Genomic DNA, 14,240 nt, shown 5'->3' on the forward strand with positions numbered 1-14,240 from the left:
CGTCTGCCAGGTGGATGTCGTCGACCAGGCAGAACTCGCACGGCGCGCCTCACCCGGCACGGAGCTGCAGGCAACTACCGTCACCCGGACGGGGACGACAGCAGGAGGATTGATCGATGCGCGCGTTGCGGGTCGTGGGGGTGACCGGGGACGGCTCGGTCGTCCTCGAGGACCCGGGGCGCCGCGAGCGCTACACGGTGCCGGCCGACGAGCAGCTCCGCGCTGCCGCACGTGGTGACGTGACCCGGCTCGGCCAGATCGCGATCGAGTTGGAGAGCCAGTTGCGCCCACGGGAGATCCAGGCCCGCATCCGGGGCGGCGCGTCGGTCGACGAGGTCGCCGCCGCGGCGGGCGTCCCGACCCAGAAGATCGAGCGGTTCGCCTACCCGGTCCTCCTCGAGCGTTCCCGCACCGCCGAGCTCGCCCAGAGCGCGCACCCGCAGCGGGCCGACGGCCCCGACTCGCGCACCCTCGGCGAGACCGTCGCGCACACCTTCGGCCTGCGCGGCCAGGACTTCACCGCGGCCGGCTGGGACTCCTGGAAGGGCGAGGACGGCAAGTGGGTCGTCGTCCTGACCTGGCAGACCGGGCGGTCCGACAACGCCGCGCACTGGTCGTTCCAGCCCGGGGCGCACGGTGGCACCGTGTCCCCGCTGGACGAGCACGCCTCCGGTCTCGTCGAGGGCCTCCCGGCGCGGCCGCTGCGCCCGCTCGGCTCGGTCGTCGACATCGCGCGCGACGAGGAGCCCGTCGGGGACCACCCCACCGAGGCCACCCCGGCCCGGGCGGTCGCGGGCGGCCAGGCGCACCCGCCGGCCGACTCCTGGGGCCGCGGGATCGCGCCCGAGCAGCGGCGCGCCAGCCCGCCGCCGCGGCCGCGGGTCGAGGCACCCACCCGGGGCAGCACGACGCGGCCCGACGAGACCCGGGCACCGGCCGCCGCCGCACCGACGATCCCGCGGGTCGAACCCGCCGAGCCCGAGCACGCCGCCGGTACCGGGGCCTCCTCCGCCGAGCCGATGCCCGGTGACGGGACCGCCTCCGTCGACGACGTCGACGGTGCCGGCGGGGCTGCGGCCGAGGCACGGGCCGCGGGCGCCGCGGACCGTGGCGCGGCGGGGAAGGCCACCGTTGGTGGGGAGCAGGGCAGCGACCCGGCACCCGGCGGCGGCACCGCACCCGGCAACGCAGCACCCGGCAACGCAGCACCCGGCGGCAACCCGGCCCGCGGTAGCGCGGCAGCCGGCAGCGGCGCGGCGTCCGGCAGCGGCCCGGCGTCCGGCAGCGGCGCGGCGTCCGGCGGCGGCGCGGCGTCCGGCAGCGGCCCGGCGTCCGGCAGCGGCGCGGCGTCCGGCGGCGGCGCGGCGTCCGGCAGCGGCGCGGCGTCCGGCAGCGGCGCGGCGTCCGGCGGCTCGGCGACCGACGATGGAGCCGGGTCCGGTGCGGGCACCGCGACCGGCCGGGCGAGCACAGCACGCGACACGATCGCCGACGCCACGACGGGCCGCGACACCGCAGACCGGGGCACCGCCACCGGCGACGCAGCGCGCGGCACCGATGTGGCGGACGGCGGACCGGACACCGGCGCGCCGGCCGGTGACACGGCGAGCCGCGCCGTCGAACTCGACGGCGCCTCCCACGGGAACAACGCGACCGGCAACACGCCGGCCGGCAACGCCGCGACCGGGAACACGCCGGCCGGCAGCGCCGCGACCGGGAACAACGCGACCGGCAGCGCCGCGAGCGACGGCGCCGGCAGTGCCCGGTCCGGCGCGGCGGCGACGGACGGGAAGCCGAACCCGGGGGCATCGGCGGCCGGTGACGCGGCGCCGGACGTCGCGACGGCGACCGACACCACGGCCGGGGACACCGGAGACCGACTGGACTCCGCCACCTCTCCCACGGCCGACCGCACCGGCGCCACCGACCCCGACGCCGATCAGAGCGCCGGCGCGACGGAGCAGGGTGGCGACACCGCGGAGCGACAGGACTCGGCCACCGGGGCCGCCGACCAGTCGTCCCGCCAGCGTGGAGCGGCCTCCCGGCGGACCAAGAAGGGCAAGCCGGTCATGCCGTCCTGGGACGAGGTCCTCCTCGGCGTCCGCGGACAGCGCTGATCCATTCGCACGGGTTCGCTGCGTTCGCACGGGATCGGATCCCGTGCGAACGTGCCGAACCCGTGCGAACGCAAGCGAACCCGCGCGCCGCCGACGCTCAGCCGGCGGTCACGGCGTGGAACGCGACTGCGGCCGCGGTGGCGACGTTCAACGAGTCGACCCCCGAGGCCATCGGGATCCGGATCCGCCGGTCCGCGGCGGCCAGCGCCTCGTCGCTGAGGCCCGACCCCTCGGCTCCGAGCAGCAGCGCGACCCGGGTCCCGGCGAGCCCCGCGGTCGCCAGCGGCTCGGCGTCCGCCGCCGGGGTCAGCGCTACCACCGTGAAACCGTTGTCACGCAGCGTGTCGAGCGACGCGGGCCAGCTGCCTGCCAAACGGGTGAACGGCACCCGGAGTACGTGGCCCATCGACACCCGGACGCTGCGCCGATAGAGCGGGTCGGAGCAACCCGGCCCGAGCAGGATCCCGTCCACCCCCAGCGCGGCCGCGTTGCGGAACAGTGAACCGAGGTTCTCGTGATCACCGACGCCCTCGCAGACCGCGATCGTGCGAGCCCGCTCCAGCAGTCCGGCGACCGGCGGCTCGGGGACCCGGTCGGCGACGGCGAGAACGCCGCGATTGAGGTGGAAACCCACCGCCCGGGCCATCGTGTCCGCGTCTGTGGAGTAGGCCGGTACGTCCACCCGGTCGAGTTCGTCGGCGAGCTCCGCCAGGCGTCGCGGCACCCCCAGCAGCGAACGCACCGGGTAGGCCGACTCCAGCAGCCGCCGCACGACGACGACGCCCTCCGCGATCACCAGTCCGCGCCCACCGGGCCGATCCGGGCGCCGATCGGCGGTGGTGAGGTCGCGGAAGTCGTCGATCCTGGGGTCGTCCGGGATGTCAACCGGCGTGAGTATGGCCACGACGGCCGATCGTCCCACGTCACTGACCGTTCACCGCGCCCGGTCGCCCGGTCAGCCGGTACCGCCCGGTCCGGCGATATGTCACCGTGTACTGCCTCTCCCTTCGAAACCGGGCCTGGTCCGGGAGGGTGAGGAGGCGCTCCCCGTTCGATGGAGGTCGGTTCACGCATGGGTCAGGTGGTCGACCGGACGACGTTCACCCGGCGCGACCGCCAGCGATACCGGATCAAGGTGCAACGCTGCCTGGACTCCCTGGCGGACATGCTCCGCACCTACCCCTTCCCCGAGACCGAGCCGATGACCGGGGTGGAGGTCGAGTTCAATCTCGTCGATCCGGAGCTGGCGCCGTCGCTGAACGGTCACGACGTCCTGGAGACGATCAACAGAGGTGAGTGGCAGACCGAGCTCGGCCGCTGGAACCTCGAGCTGAACCTGCCGCCGCGGCCGCTGCCCGGCGACCAGTGGCGCCAGCTCGAGCACGAGCTGCTCGATCTGCTCGCCGGCGCCGGCGCCAAGGCGGGCGACCTGCGCACCCAGCTCGTCATGATCGGGATCCTGCCGACCCTCGACCCGGGCCACATGGTCGGGGAGTCGATCACCGCGGACGACCGCTACCAGGCGTTGAACGACCAGATGCTCAACGCCCGGGGCGAGCCGATCCGGATCGACATCGCGGGCTGCGATCCCGATGAGCGGGTCAACGCCGATTTCGACACGATCATCCCGGAGGCCGCCTGCACCTCACTCCAGCTGCACCTGCAGGTGGCGCCGTCGGAGTTCGCCCGCTACTGGAACGCCGCGCAGTGCCTGGCCGGCGTCCAGCTCGGGCTCGGCGCGAACTCACCGTTCCTGCTGGGTTCCCAGCTGTGGGCGGAGACCCGGATCCCGCTGTTCGAGCAGTCCTGCGACGTCCGCACCCCCGAGTTCCACAACCAGGGCGTACGGCCCCGGGTCTGGTTCGGCGAGCGCTGGATCGACTCGGTACTGGACCTGTTCTCCGAGAACGCCCGCTACTTCCCGGCCCTGATGCCGCTGACCACCGACATCGACCCGGTCGCCCAGATGCGTGACCACGGCTTCCCCGAGCTGCCCGAGCTGACCCTGCACAACGGCACGATCTGGCGCTGGAACCGGCCGATCTACGACTGTACGGGGCCCACCCCGCACGTCCGGCTGGAAAACCGGGTGCTCCCGGCCGGACCGACCACCGTCGACATGGTCGCGAACGCGCTGTTCTTCTACGGGCTGCTGCGCACGCTCGTCGAGTCCGACCAGGAGCTGTGGCGGTCGGTGTCGTTCGAGGCCGCCCGGGAGAACTTCCAGACCGCCGCCCGGCACGGCATGCAGGCGCCGCTCTACTGGCCGGGTACCGGCTGGATCAATCCGGACGAGCTGGCGCTGCGCAAGCTGATCCCGCTGGCGCACGAGGGTCTGGCCCGCTGGGGCGTCAGCGAGGCCGTCTGCGACCGCTACCTGACGGTGCTGGAGCGACGGTGCGTGACCCGGCAGACGGGGGCGTCCTGGCAGCTCGACACCGTCGCGGCGCTGGAGGCCCGCGGCGCGGACCGGATCACCGCACTGCACGGGATGCTCGAGCGCTACCTGCCCCGATCCGCCGCCAACGAGCCGGTGCACACCTGGGAGATCCCCGCCTGATCCCGGGCTGAACCGCCGGCCCCGCTTCGCCATCGCGAAGGGTCTCCTGCCGAAGCGACCCGGCACGGGCCGCTGCTTCCTACCGTCCTCCACCGCGCGACCGCCCCGGGCGCGTGAGGAGGTCGGAGCGCCATGTCCGTGCAGCAGCCGCCGGGACCGCGGTGCGGTCCCGCCCACCGGTGACGCAGCCGATGTCCCGGTTCCGCCTCTTCGGCCGCTCCGAGCCGGTCGACGACGGCCCTGATCCCTGGCTGGACGATCCGCCGCCGGTCCCCGGCCCGCCGCCGTCGACCCGTCCCGCGACGGCCGCGGCCCGGCCCGCGCTCTGGACACCCAGGCGCCCGGCGCAGGATCCGCCCGCCGATCCGGAGCCGGTGACGGACCCGTTCGGGTTCCCGGCGCTCCGGGCCCGGGGCGCCGCCGAGACCGGCACCGAGGGTGCCGGATGGGGGCCGCCGGTCAGCCCCGCAGCCGATCCGCCGCCGGTGTTCACCGCACCCGCCCGCTCCACCGCCGACGGCCCGGCGCCCGCGCCGGGGACGGCGCCGCCGGACCCGGACGCCGGGCCGGCCACCGGGCCCGATATCGAGACGCGGCGGGCGCCGACGGCCGCACCCCCCGTCGGAGCCGGGACCGGCCCCGGGACCCGGCGCCCACCGACCACCGCACCCGCCGACACGCTCACGCCCGGCACCGGGGCACTCGCCCCACCCGAGACCACATCCACCGGACCCGACTCCACACCCGGGCCCCAGCCGACCACCTCGCCGTCCGACGGGGCGAACCCCGTCCCTCCCCCGGCGACCACCCCGGACGACGCGGACCACACGGACCCGGTCGACCCCGCCGCGGCCGCCGCCCTGGCCGGGGCGTTCGCCGCCGACCTGCTCTCCTGGGACGAGAACGATCCCGACCGGCGCGGCCGCGCGCTCGGCGCCCACCTGTCGTCACCGGTGGGAGCGGCCCTGCTCGGCTGGACCGGGACCGGCCGCCAGCGCGCCGATCTGGTGCTGCCCGGCCGCGTCCGGCGCGAGGGCGAACGGGTGCTGGTCGAGGTCCGGGTCCGGGTCGTCCCGTACCGCCGGGTGGACGCCCGCACGCCCGGCGCACCCGAGCCGGAGCCGGAGCGTCCGCTCGGCGAACCGGCTGCCGCACCCGCCCCGTCGGCCCGCGGCTGGCGCGGGCTGGCCGCCCGCTGGGTGCGGATCGAGGTGACCGTCGCCCGGGACGGTGACCGGCTCGTCGTCGACGCGGGCCCGGAGCCCGGGCAGCGCACGCCGAGTCCGCACGATCTCGCCGGACGGCCCCGGTGAGCGGCGGAACCGGGTCGGCCGGAGCGACCGGGGCGGCCGCAGCGACCGGGGCGGCCGGGCTGACCGGGTCGGCCGGGCTGACCGGGGCGGCCGGGGCGCGCCGCGTCCCCGCGGTCGGCGGGCTCGCCGGCGGCGTCGGCACCACGACCGTCGCGCGCGCACTGCGGGCCCGCGATCTCGGCGTCGTCGGGGGCACCGATCTCCTGCCGGACGTGCTGCTGTGCCGGGACACCGTGGCCGGGCTCGCCGCCGCCGCCCGGGTCGCACCGCGGCCGGGCCCCGGCGCACCGGTGCTCGCACTGCACCCCGGCTGGACGGAGCCGGACGGGTTCGACGCCGCCGCCGCGGGCCCCGGCTGGGCGGCCGTCGTCGCGCTGCCCGCGGTGCCCGGCTGGACCCGATCGCCCGATCCCTGGTCGGACGCCGGGACGGTGCTCATCCGTTCCGCGCCGTCCACCGCGGTCCGCCGGTACGCCGAGGCGCTCGGCCGGATCGTCGCCGCACTGACCGCCGGGGACCGGCTCGCGCACCCGCTGGTCGCCGGCACCGGCGGCGGACTGCGCCCGCTGCGCGGCGCCGTCCCGCTCCCCCGGACCGGGCCCGGTGACCCGTGCGACCGCTGATGCTGGTGCCCGCCCTGCTCGCCGCCCTGCTGACCGTGCCCGCCCCGGCCGCCGCCGCGGAGCCGCCCGGATCGTCCGGGATCGACGTCGACCGCGTCCCGGAGGCCGCCCGGCCGCACCTGTCGCTGGTCACCGAGCTCACCACCGAGGGTTGCCCGGAGCTGCCGCCCGCCTGGGTCGTCGCGCAGGTGCAGGCCGAGTCCGGCTGGGACCCGGAGCTGCGGACCGGCTCCGCGACGGGCCTGCTGCAGGTGTCCGAGCGGACCTGGACCGCGGCGGGCGGCGCCCCCTGGCCGGATCCGGCGCTCACCGATCCCGCGGCGCACCTGCGCACCGTCGTGCCGTGGCTCTGCGCCACGCTGCGGGCCGCCGTGGGGCACCTGGCGACCACGCCGAAGGACGTCGCCGTGCTCGACGCGATGCTGGTCTGCCACATCGCGGGCTGCCGCCGGGTCACCGGTTCGGCGTCCGGCGTGCCGGTCGCCGGCGAGGCCGGCTGCTCGCAGGCGTGCGCGTCGGCGGTCCGCCGCTACCTCGACGCGGTGCACGACCTGGTCGCCGACTACTCGTCCGGCACCCCGGCCGCTCCCCCGCCGGCTCCCCCGGCGGCCGTGCCGCCCGCCGATCCGGCGTCGGCCCCGGCACCGGCCTGGACCGGCGGGCCGACGCCCTGCCGGGAACCCGATCCGGTCCGCCCGGACGGCTGCCTCACCGGCGCCACCGCACACGGCCTCGCCGCGGTCCGGGCCGCGTTCGGACCGGTGATCGACACCGTCGGCTGCTGGGACGAGCACCGGCACAACCCCCGCTCCGACCACCCGAAGGGACGCGCATGCGACCTGTTCACCGGCCCGGCGGGCCGCTTCCCGGAGGAGCCGGACCTGGCGGAGGGCTGGCGGATCACGCACTGGCTCGCGGCCAACGCGGAACCGCTGCGGATCCGCTACCTGATCTGGCAGGGCCGCTACTGGGACCCGTCGGTGCGCGACGACGGGACCGGCTGGGGCCGCCGCTACACCGGTGGCGGGATCTACGACACGTCCGACCCGACCGGCGGTCACTACGACCACATCCACATCAGCTTCGCGGAGTGACGATCGCGCTCGTGCTGCTCGCCCCGGTGACGGTGCTGCTGCTCGTCATCGCACCCGGTGCCGCACCGCCGGACGGCGGCGTGCTGACCGTGGACGACCGGACCGCACTCGGCGATCCCGGCCCGGACCGCGGACCGGATCCGCCGGTCCCGGCCGTGCTGCCGGCGTCCCCGGAGGCGGTCGCCCGCGCCTACCTGGCGGCCGCCCACGGCGGTGCCCCGGGCAGCGCCGGAACGACCCGCCGGGACGCCGCGGGGTACGCGATCCCGGGTGGCGCGGGTTTCCCGGTCCTCGACCCGCCCGGCCCGGGCGAGCGGCGGATCGCGGTCGTCGAGGCGCTCGAACCGGCGGGGAGCGACCCGGTGCGCGGGCGGGTCGCGTTCGTCGCCGGGATCCGGACGACGACCGCGGCCGTCGGCGCCCCGCCGCGCACCGAACGGTGGCGGACCCGCGTCGTGCTGCACCGCGGTCCCGCGGGCCGCTGGCTGGTCGCCGCCGACAACCCGATCACCCCCGACACGCCCGACGTGGGCGACTGACCCGAGGAGCGGGCGATGACCGCCGGCGAGCTGGAAGAAATGATCAAGACCCTGGTCGCGAAGGGGGTGACGGTGCTGCTGCTGGTGCTCGGCCCCGGCGGCGAGCTGATCGGGGTGACACCCGGCGACGACGGCCCGGTGCCCGCTCCGGGCATCTCCGAGCAGGTCGCCGCACCGGACCGGACCTCCGGGCCGGACGATCCGGGCGGCTCCGGCGACGACCCGGCACCATCGCGGGATGACATCGCGGACGGCGGGGCGGACGAACAGGTGAGCAGAGCAGAGGGCAGCGGCAGCACCGCCGCCGAACGGCACGGCTGGGGCGAGCCCGTCCGCTCCGACGACTTCGACGACGGCCTCTCCGGCTGGAACATCTACGACGGCCCCGGCCACGCGGGCAACGGCCGCCGCACCCCGGACGCGGTGAGCGTCGCCGACGGCGTCCTCACGATCACCGGCGACGCCGACGGCAACACCGCCGGGATGGCCTGGACCGACGGCAGCCAGCAGTACGGCCGCTGGGAGGGCCGGGTGCGGGCGCCCGCGTCCGACCCGTCGTACAACGCCCTCCTCCTGCTCTGGCCGACCGCGGAGAACTTCCCGGTCGGCGGCGAGATCGACTTCATGGAGATGATGGACCCGACCCGGCAGAAGACGAACATCTTCGTGCACTACGGACCGGACAACTCCCAGATCGACGGCGCGGTCGAGATCGACGGCACCGGCTGGCACAACTGGGCGGTCGAGTGGACCCCGGACCGGATCACCGCCTACGTCGATGGCGAGCAGTGGTTCGAGACGACCGATCCGACCGTCCAGCCGCCCGGCCCGATGCACCTGTGCATCCAGCTGGACTGGTTCCCGAAGGGCGGCCAGGTGCGCGAGTCGCGGATGGAGGTCGACTGGGTCCGGCAGTACCCGCTCGGGTGACGCCCGCACCGGCTCTCAGCGTCGCCACAGGCCGGCCTCCCTAGCGTGTTGCGCGTCGCCACGAGAAGGAGGACGGCGTGCAGCAGGAGGCACCCGAGCGGGCACGGCACCGCACGCCGGATCCCGAGGCGCCCGGCCGCCGCCGGTGGCCGACCGTCCTCGGTGCGCTGCTCGCGGTCGGTGCGCTGGCCGGCGTCGTCGGCGTCGCCGCGTCGGTCGACCTGACCGGCGGCTCCGGCCGGGACACCCCGCCGGCCGCCGCACCGGCGCCCGAGGAGTCCCCCGGCGGCATGCACGACCAGGAGCGGCCGGACCAGGTCGCCGCGCTGGACCCGGCGTCGCGGTCCGAGGCCGAGGCCGGCGTCCGGCACGGCTGGCGGATGATCGCCGGCGACGAGTTCGACGGCACCGAGCTCGACCTGGACCGCTGGGCCCCCTACACCGGCGAGACCACCGGCGGCGTCGGCAGGCACATGGCCGAGAACCTGTCGGTGCGCGACGGGCGGCTGCTGCTCACCAGCCGCGGCCTCACCTCGGCCGGCCTGCACTGGAAGGGCGGCATGCAGTACGGCCGCTGGGAGATCCGGGCCAAGACCAACCCGGGCACCGGCTACGGCGACGTCGCGCTGCTCTGGCCGGTCGCCGAGGACTGGCCGGTCGGCGGCGAGCTGAACTTCATGGAGATCCCGAAGGGCGACCGCTCCGAGACGCACACGATCGTCCACTACGGCGAGGACAACAGCCAGGTCGGCAAGACGATCACCGGCGACTTCACCGAGTGGCACAACTACGCCGTCGAGTGGCTGCCGGACCGGGTGGTGTTCTACATCGACGGCGTCGAGGTCTTCCGGACGATGGATCCCGACCACATCCCGCCGCGCCCGATGCACCTGGCCATGCAGCAGGACATCGGCCCGTACGGCAAGGACTGGATCCCCCCGCTCGACGAGACCTCCCCCGACGAGCTCGACTTCGAGGTGGACTGGGTGCGCATCTACGCGCCCTGACCGGCGGAGCACCGTCCTCGCTCGGCGGCGGGACGGTGTGACTGGGGAAAGAAGGAGGCCCCGGCTCCTGTGGGAGCCGGGGCCTTCTCCTGTCCCGAACTGACGCGCCGCTCCCACCACGAAGCGACGAGATGTAAGTTAGCTCAGGCTAGCCTTACTTGGCAAGCGGATTCCTAGCCGAGCAGCTCGCGCAACGGTCCCACGCCGAAGTACCCGGCGAACAGCACCGCGACCACCCACATCAGCGGGTGCACCTGCCGGGCCCGGCCGGTCAGCGCGGCCAGCACCACGTAGGAGATGAAGCCGGCGCCGATCCCGTTCGCGATCGAGTACGTGAACGGCATGACGACGACGGTGAGGAACACCGGGATCGCCGTGCGCAGATCGTCCAGCTCGATCCCGGTGATCTGCCGGAACATCAGCGCACCCACCACGACCAGCGCCGGTGCGGCGGCCTCGACCGGCACGATCGCGTACAGCGGCGTGAAGAACATCGCCAGCAGGAACAGCAGACCGGTCAGCACGTTCGCCAGGCCGGTCCGGGCGCCCTCGGCGATCCCGGCCGCCGACTCCACGAACAGCGTGTTCGACGACGACGAGGCCGCACCTCCGGCGACCGCGCCGGCCCCCTCGACGACCAGCGCCCGGCCGACGTTCGGCAGCTTGCCCTGCTCGTCGTTGAGCCCGGCCTGCCTGCCGAGCCCGGTGAGCGTCCCCATCGCGTCGAAGAAGTTCGCCAGCACCAGGGTGAAGATCAGCAGGGCGACGGTGATGATGTCCAGCCGGGCGAAGGCGCCGAAGGACACCTGGCCGACCAGCGACAGGTCCGGCATCCCGACGATCTGCGACGGCAGCTCGGGCACCGCCAGCGACCAGCCGCCCGGGTTGTCCGGCCCGCCCGGCCCGACCTGCGCCAGCGCCTCGACGACGATCGCGATGACCGTGTTGAGCACGACACCGATCAGGATCCCGGCCCGCACCCCGCGCGCGACGAGCACCCCGACGATCAGCAGGCCGAGCACGAACACGAAGGTCGGCCAGGACGCGATCGACCCGTCGATGCCCAGCCCGACCGGCACGGTGGTGTTGGCCTCGTCCGGCAGCCGGCGCACGAAGCCCGAGTCGACCAGCCCGATCATCGCGATGAACGCGCCGATGCCGACCGCGATCGCCGTCTTCAGCTCGGTCGGCACGGCGTTGAAGACCGCGGTGCGGAAGCCGGTGACGGCGAGGATCACGATGATCAGGCCGTTGATGACGACCAGGCCCATTGCCTCCGGCCAGCTCATCAGCGGCGCGATTGTCACGGCCAGCAGGGTGTTGATCCCCAGCCCGGTGGCGATCGCGAACGGGTAGTTCGCGAGCACCCCGAACAGGATCGTCATGACGCCCGCGACCAGGGCGGTCACCGCGGCGACCTGGGCCAGCGGCAGGATGCCGCCGAGCGCGTCGGTCTTCGCCGACGGGTCGGTCGCGGTGACGCTGCCGAGGATCAGTGGGTTCAGCACGATGATGTAGGCCATCGCCATGAAGGTGACGAGTCCCCCGCGCAGCTCCCGGGGGATCGTGGACCCGCGCTCGGACACGCGGAAGTAGCGCTCGATCACGGCGACACCCTAGACGCGGCGCAACGCTGCGCCGTCCGGCGGTACGCGTCGTTACAGTGCAGGATGTGACGGCATCCCACGACGGCGACCCGCCGCCCCCGCCCGCGTTGCCGTCCCGGTTCTACGAGTCACCGCCGGTGATCGTCGGCGGGATGGCCGTGTGGGCGATCGCCGCCGGGATCGCGCTGTGCACCGGGTTCGTCGCCGGAACCGGCCCCGGCGAGGTGTTCTGGACGTGCATCGCCGGCCTCGGGGTCGGCCTGTTCGGTGCGCTCGTGTTCTCCGTGCAGCGGGCGGCCGCCCGCCGGGGCGACCGCTCCGCGCAGCGCGGGGTCGAGCCCGGCTGACACCGGCCACCTAGGCTCGGGGCATGACCGCCGAGCACAAGACCGCTGTCGTCACCGGCGCCTCCTCCGGGATCGGCGCCGCCACCGCCCGCGCACTCGGGAAGGCCGGGTTCCACGTCGTCCTCGGTGCCCGCCGGGTGGAGCGCTGCCAGGAGATCGCCGACGAGATCGGCGGCACCGCGCTGCCGCTGGACGTCACCGACGCCGACTCGGTCCGCGCCTTCGACGAGGCCGTGCCGGAGGCCGCCGTCCTGGTCAACAACGCGGGCGGCGCCAAGGGCCTCGACCCGGTCGAGCAGGCCGACGAGGAGCAGTGGCGCTGGATGTGGGAGACCAACGTGCTCGGCACGCTGCGGCTGACCAAGGCGTTCCTGCCGAAGCTGCGCGCCTCCGGCGACGGGCACGTGATCACCGTGACCTCGATCGCCGCGCTCGACTGGTACGACAACGGCGCCGGCTACACCGGGGCCAAGCACGCCCAGGCGATGCTGCACCGGACGCTGCGCGGCGAGCTGCTCGGCGAGCCGATCCGGGTCACCGAGATCGCCCCCGGCATGGTCGAGACCGAGTTCTCCGAGGTGCGCTTCGACGGCGACGCCGAGAAGGCCGCGAAGGTCTACCAGGGGCTGACCCCGCTGACCGCCGACGACGTGGCCGACACCATCGTCTTCGCCGCGACCCGGCCGTCGCACGTCAACCTGGACCAGATCGTGCTCAAGCCGCGCGACCAGGCGTCCGGCACCCGGCGGCACCGGCGCGGCTGAGGCGCTACAGGGTCTCCTCGGACCGGCGGCGCTGCTCGGCGTCGTCGGCCGGTTCGTCACCGGCGGCCGCGCCCGCGATCCGCTCCTCGGACTCGCGCAGGATCTCCTCCGCGCCGTCCCGGTCCGGCGCGCCGGTGCCCTGCTCCTCCGGGAGCGGGGTGGCCCGGGCCTCGGCGCGGTCGGTGGGGACGTCCGGATTCTGCGGGGCGCTCATGCCGGGTGCGTACCCGTTCCGGACCGGTTTCTCACGGGCGCCCGGCGCGCACCCGGCCGCTCAGAGCGCGCAGCCGACCAGCACCGGCTCCGGGTGCAGGGCGACGCCGAACCGGGCCGCCACCCCGTCGCGGACCTCGCGGGCCAGCGCGAGCAGGTCCGCCGTCGTCCCGCCGCCGCGATGGGTGAGCGCCAGCACGTGCCGGGTCGACAGCGACACCCGGCCGCCCGGCCCGGCGTGGCCGCGGGCGAACCCGGACTGCTGGATCAGCCCGGCCGCGGACAGCTTCACCCGGCCCTCGCCGGCCGGCCAGGCGGCGATCCCGTCGGCGGCCGGTGCGTCGGCGACGTCCAGGATCGGGTTGGTGAAGAACGACCCGGCCGACCAGGTGTCGTGGTCAGCGGCGTCGAGCACCATGCCCTTGCCGCGGCGCAGCGCCAGCACCGCCTCGCGGGCCGCCGCCGGATCGACCCGGGTCTCCGGCTCGACGCCGAGGGTGCGGGCCAGCTCGGCGTAGCGGATCGGGGCGGAGCGGCCGTCGGCGTGCAGCGCGAACCGGGCCCGCAGCACGATCGCGTCGTCGTTGCCCTTCAGCACGCTCGTGCGGTACGCGAGCCCGAGCGCGGCGGCCGGCACGTGCTCGCGGACGGTGCGGGTCCGGCGGTCGTAGAGATCGACGTCGACCAGCAGATCGGCGATCTCGACGCCGTAGGCGCCGACGTTCTGCACCGGGGTGGCGCCGGTGCGGCCGGGGATGCCGGACAGGCACTCGAGCCCGCCGAGCCCGTCCGCGACGGTGGCCGCGACGACGTCGTCCCAGTCCTCACCGGCCTCGACGGTCAGCAGCACCGCCCCGTCGCGCCGCTCGTGGGCGATCCCGCGGCCGGCCAGCAGCACCGCGGTGCCGTCGAACCCGTCGTCGGCCACCACCAGGTTGGAACCGCCGCCGACCAGCAGCACCCGCTCCCCGGCGGCGTCCGCCGACCCGACCGCGTCCACCACCTCGGCGGCCCCCTCGGCGCGCACGATCCGGGCGGCCGGCCCGCCCAGCCGCAGCGTGGTGTGCGCGCTCAGCCGGGGATCGGTGGTCGTCGAGGCGGGGGAGCTCACCCGTCAACGGTAACC

At 75.3% G+C, this 14,240-nt stretch carries 14 protein-coding genes; 10 read left to right on the forward strand and 4 right to left on the reverse strand.

Annotation, left to right across the window (positions count from 1 at the left end):
* The first annotated feature begins 116 nt into the window (after window positions 1–116).
* Window positions 117–2,117, forward strand: a complete 2,001-nt coding sequence (sepH, locus tag ACVJO7_RS22845; RefSeq protein ID WP_491674565.1) for a septation protein SepH — start codon at window positions 117–119, stop codon at window positions 2,115–2,117.
* Between the two features lie 97 nt (window positions 2,118–2,214).
* On the opposite strand, the gene ACVJO7_RS22850 is transcribed toward sepH, so the two are convergent.
* Window positions 2,215–3,021 carry a TrmH family RNA methyltransferase gene (locus ACVJO7_RS22850; RefSeq protein WP_491674566.1) on the reverse strand — a complete coding sequence of 269 codons (807 nt, stop codon included), beginning with the start codon at window positions 3,019–3,021 and terminating at the stop codon, window positions 2,215–2,217.
* Window positions 3,022–3,189: 168 nt separating this feature from the next.
* On the opposite strand from ACVJO7_RS22850, the gene ACVJO7_RS22855 reads away from it, so the two are divergent.
* The 7 genes from ACVJO7_RS22855 (at window position 3,190) to ACVJO7_RS22885 (ending at window position 10,183) form a co-directional block, all read left to right on the forward strand.
* Window positions 3,190–4,677 carry a glutamate-cysteine ligase family protein gene (locus tag ACVJO7_RS22855; RefSeq protein ID WP_491674567.1) on the forward strand — a complete coding sequence of 496 codons (1,488 nt, stop codon included), beginning with the start codon at window positions 3,190–3,192 and terminating at the stop codon, window positions 4,675–4,677.
* A gap of 191 nt (window positions 4,678–4,868) precedes the next feature.
* Window positions 4,869–5,990, forward strand: coding sequence for a hypothetical protein (locus ACVJO7_RS22860; RefSeq protein WP_491674568.1), 1,122 nt, complete (start codon window positions 4,869–4,871; stop codon window positions 5,988–5,990).
* The gene (locus tag ACVJO7_RS22865; RefSeq protein WP_491674569.1) at window positions 5,987–6,613 is read left to right on the forward strand and encodes a hypothetical protein; all 627 of its coding nucleotides are present in this window, start codon (window positions 5,987–5,989) and stop codon (window positions 6,611–6,613) included. Before ACVJO7_RS22860 ends, ACVJO7_RS22865 begins: the two co-directional genes overlap by 4 nt.
* Complete coding sequence (locus ACVJO7_RS22870) at window positions 6,601–7,707, forward strand: VldE C-terminal domain-containing protein (protein WP_491674570.1); 1,107 nt, start codon at window positions 6,601–6,603, stop codon at window positions 7,705–7,707. The genes ACVJO7_RS22865 and ACVJO7_RS22870 overlap by 13 nt, the downstream gene beginning before the upstream one ends.
* A complete protein-coding gene (locus ACVJO7_RS22875; protein ID WP_491674571.1) occupies window positions 7,704–8,246 on the forward strand; it encodes a hypothetical protein in 543 nt (180 codons plus the stop codon). Before ACVJO7_RS22870 ends, ACVJO7_RS22875 begins: the two co-directional genes overlap by 4 nt.
* A gap of 15 nt (window positions 8,247–8,261) precedes the next feature.
* Window positions 8,262–9,176, forward strand: coding sequence for a glycoside hydrolase family 16 protein (locus tag ACVJO7_RS22880; protein ID WP_491674572.1), 915 nt, complete (start codon window positions 8,262–8,264; stop codon window positions 9,174–9,176).
* A 77-nt stretch (window positions 9,177–9,253) separates the two neighbouring features.
* Complete coding sequence (locus ACVJO7_RS22885) at window positions 9,254–10,183, forward strand: glycoside hydrolase family 16 protein (protein ID WP_344018350.1); 930 nt, start codon at window positions 9,254–9,256, stop codon at window positions 10,181–10,183.
* A 173-nt stretch (window positions 10,184–10,356) separates the two neighbouring features.
* Here ACVJO7_RS22885 and ACVJO7_RS22890 read toward each other — a convergent pair whose 3' ends face one another.
* A complete protein-coding gene (locus ACVJO7_RS22890) occupies window positions 10,357–11,790 on the reverse strand; it encodes an NCS2 family permease (RefSeq protein ID WP_491674573.1) in 1,434 nt (477 codons plus the stop codon).
* A 65-nt stretch (window positions 11,791–11,855) separates the two neighbouring features.
* On the opposite strand from ACVJO7_RS22890, the gene ACVJO7_RS22895 reads away from it, so the two are divergent.
* Together ACVJO7_RS22895 and ACVJO7_RS22900 are read left to right on the forward strand one after the other, a co-directional pair.
* Window positions 11,856–12,137, forward strand: a complete 282-nt coding sequence (locus ACVJO7_RS22895; protein ID WP_344018355.1) for a DUF2530 domain-containing protein — start codon at window positions 11,856–11,858, stop codon at window positions 12,135–12,137.
* Between the two features lie 23 nt (window positions 12,138–12,160).
* A complete protein-coding gene (locus tag ACVJO7_RS22900) occupies window positions 12,161–12,901 on the forward strand; it encodes an SDR family NAD(P)-dependent oxidoreductase (RefSeq protein WP_358486970.1) in 741 nt (246 codons plus the stop codon).
* A 4-nt stretch (window positions 12,902–12,905) separates the two neighbouring features.
* On the opposite strand, the gene ACVJO7_RS22905 is transcribed toward ACVJO7_RS22900, so the two are convergent.
* Window positions 12,906–13,115, reverse strand: a complete 210-nt coding sequence (locus ACVJO7_RS22905; RefSeq protein WP_344018359.1) for a hypothetical protein — start codon at window positions 13,113–13,115, stop codon at window positions 12,906–12,908.
* A gap of 60 nt (window positions 13,116–13,175) precedes the next feature.
* Window positions 13,176–14,225, reverse strand: a complete 1,050-nt coding sequence (locus tag ACVJO7_RS22910) for a UDP-N-acetylmuramate dehydrogenase (RefSeq protein ID WP_491674574.1) — start codon at window positions 14,223–14,225, stop codon at window positions 13,176–13,178.
* Between the last annotated feature and the right edge of the window lie 15 nt (window positions 14,226–14,240).

The organism is Pseudonocardia sp. DxW, from assembly GCF_058448985.1.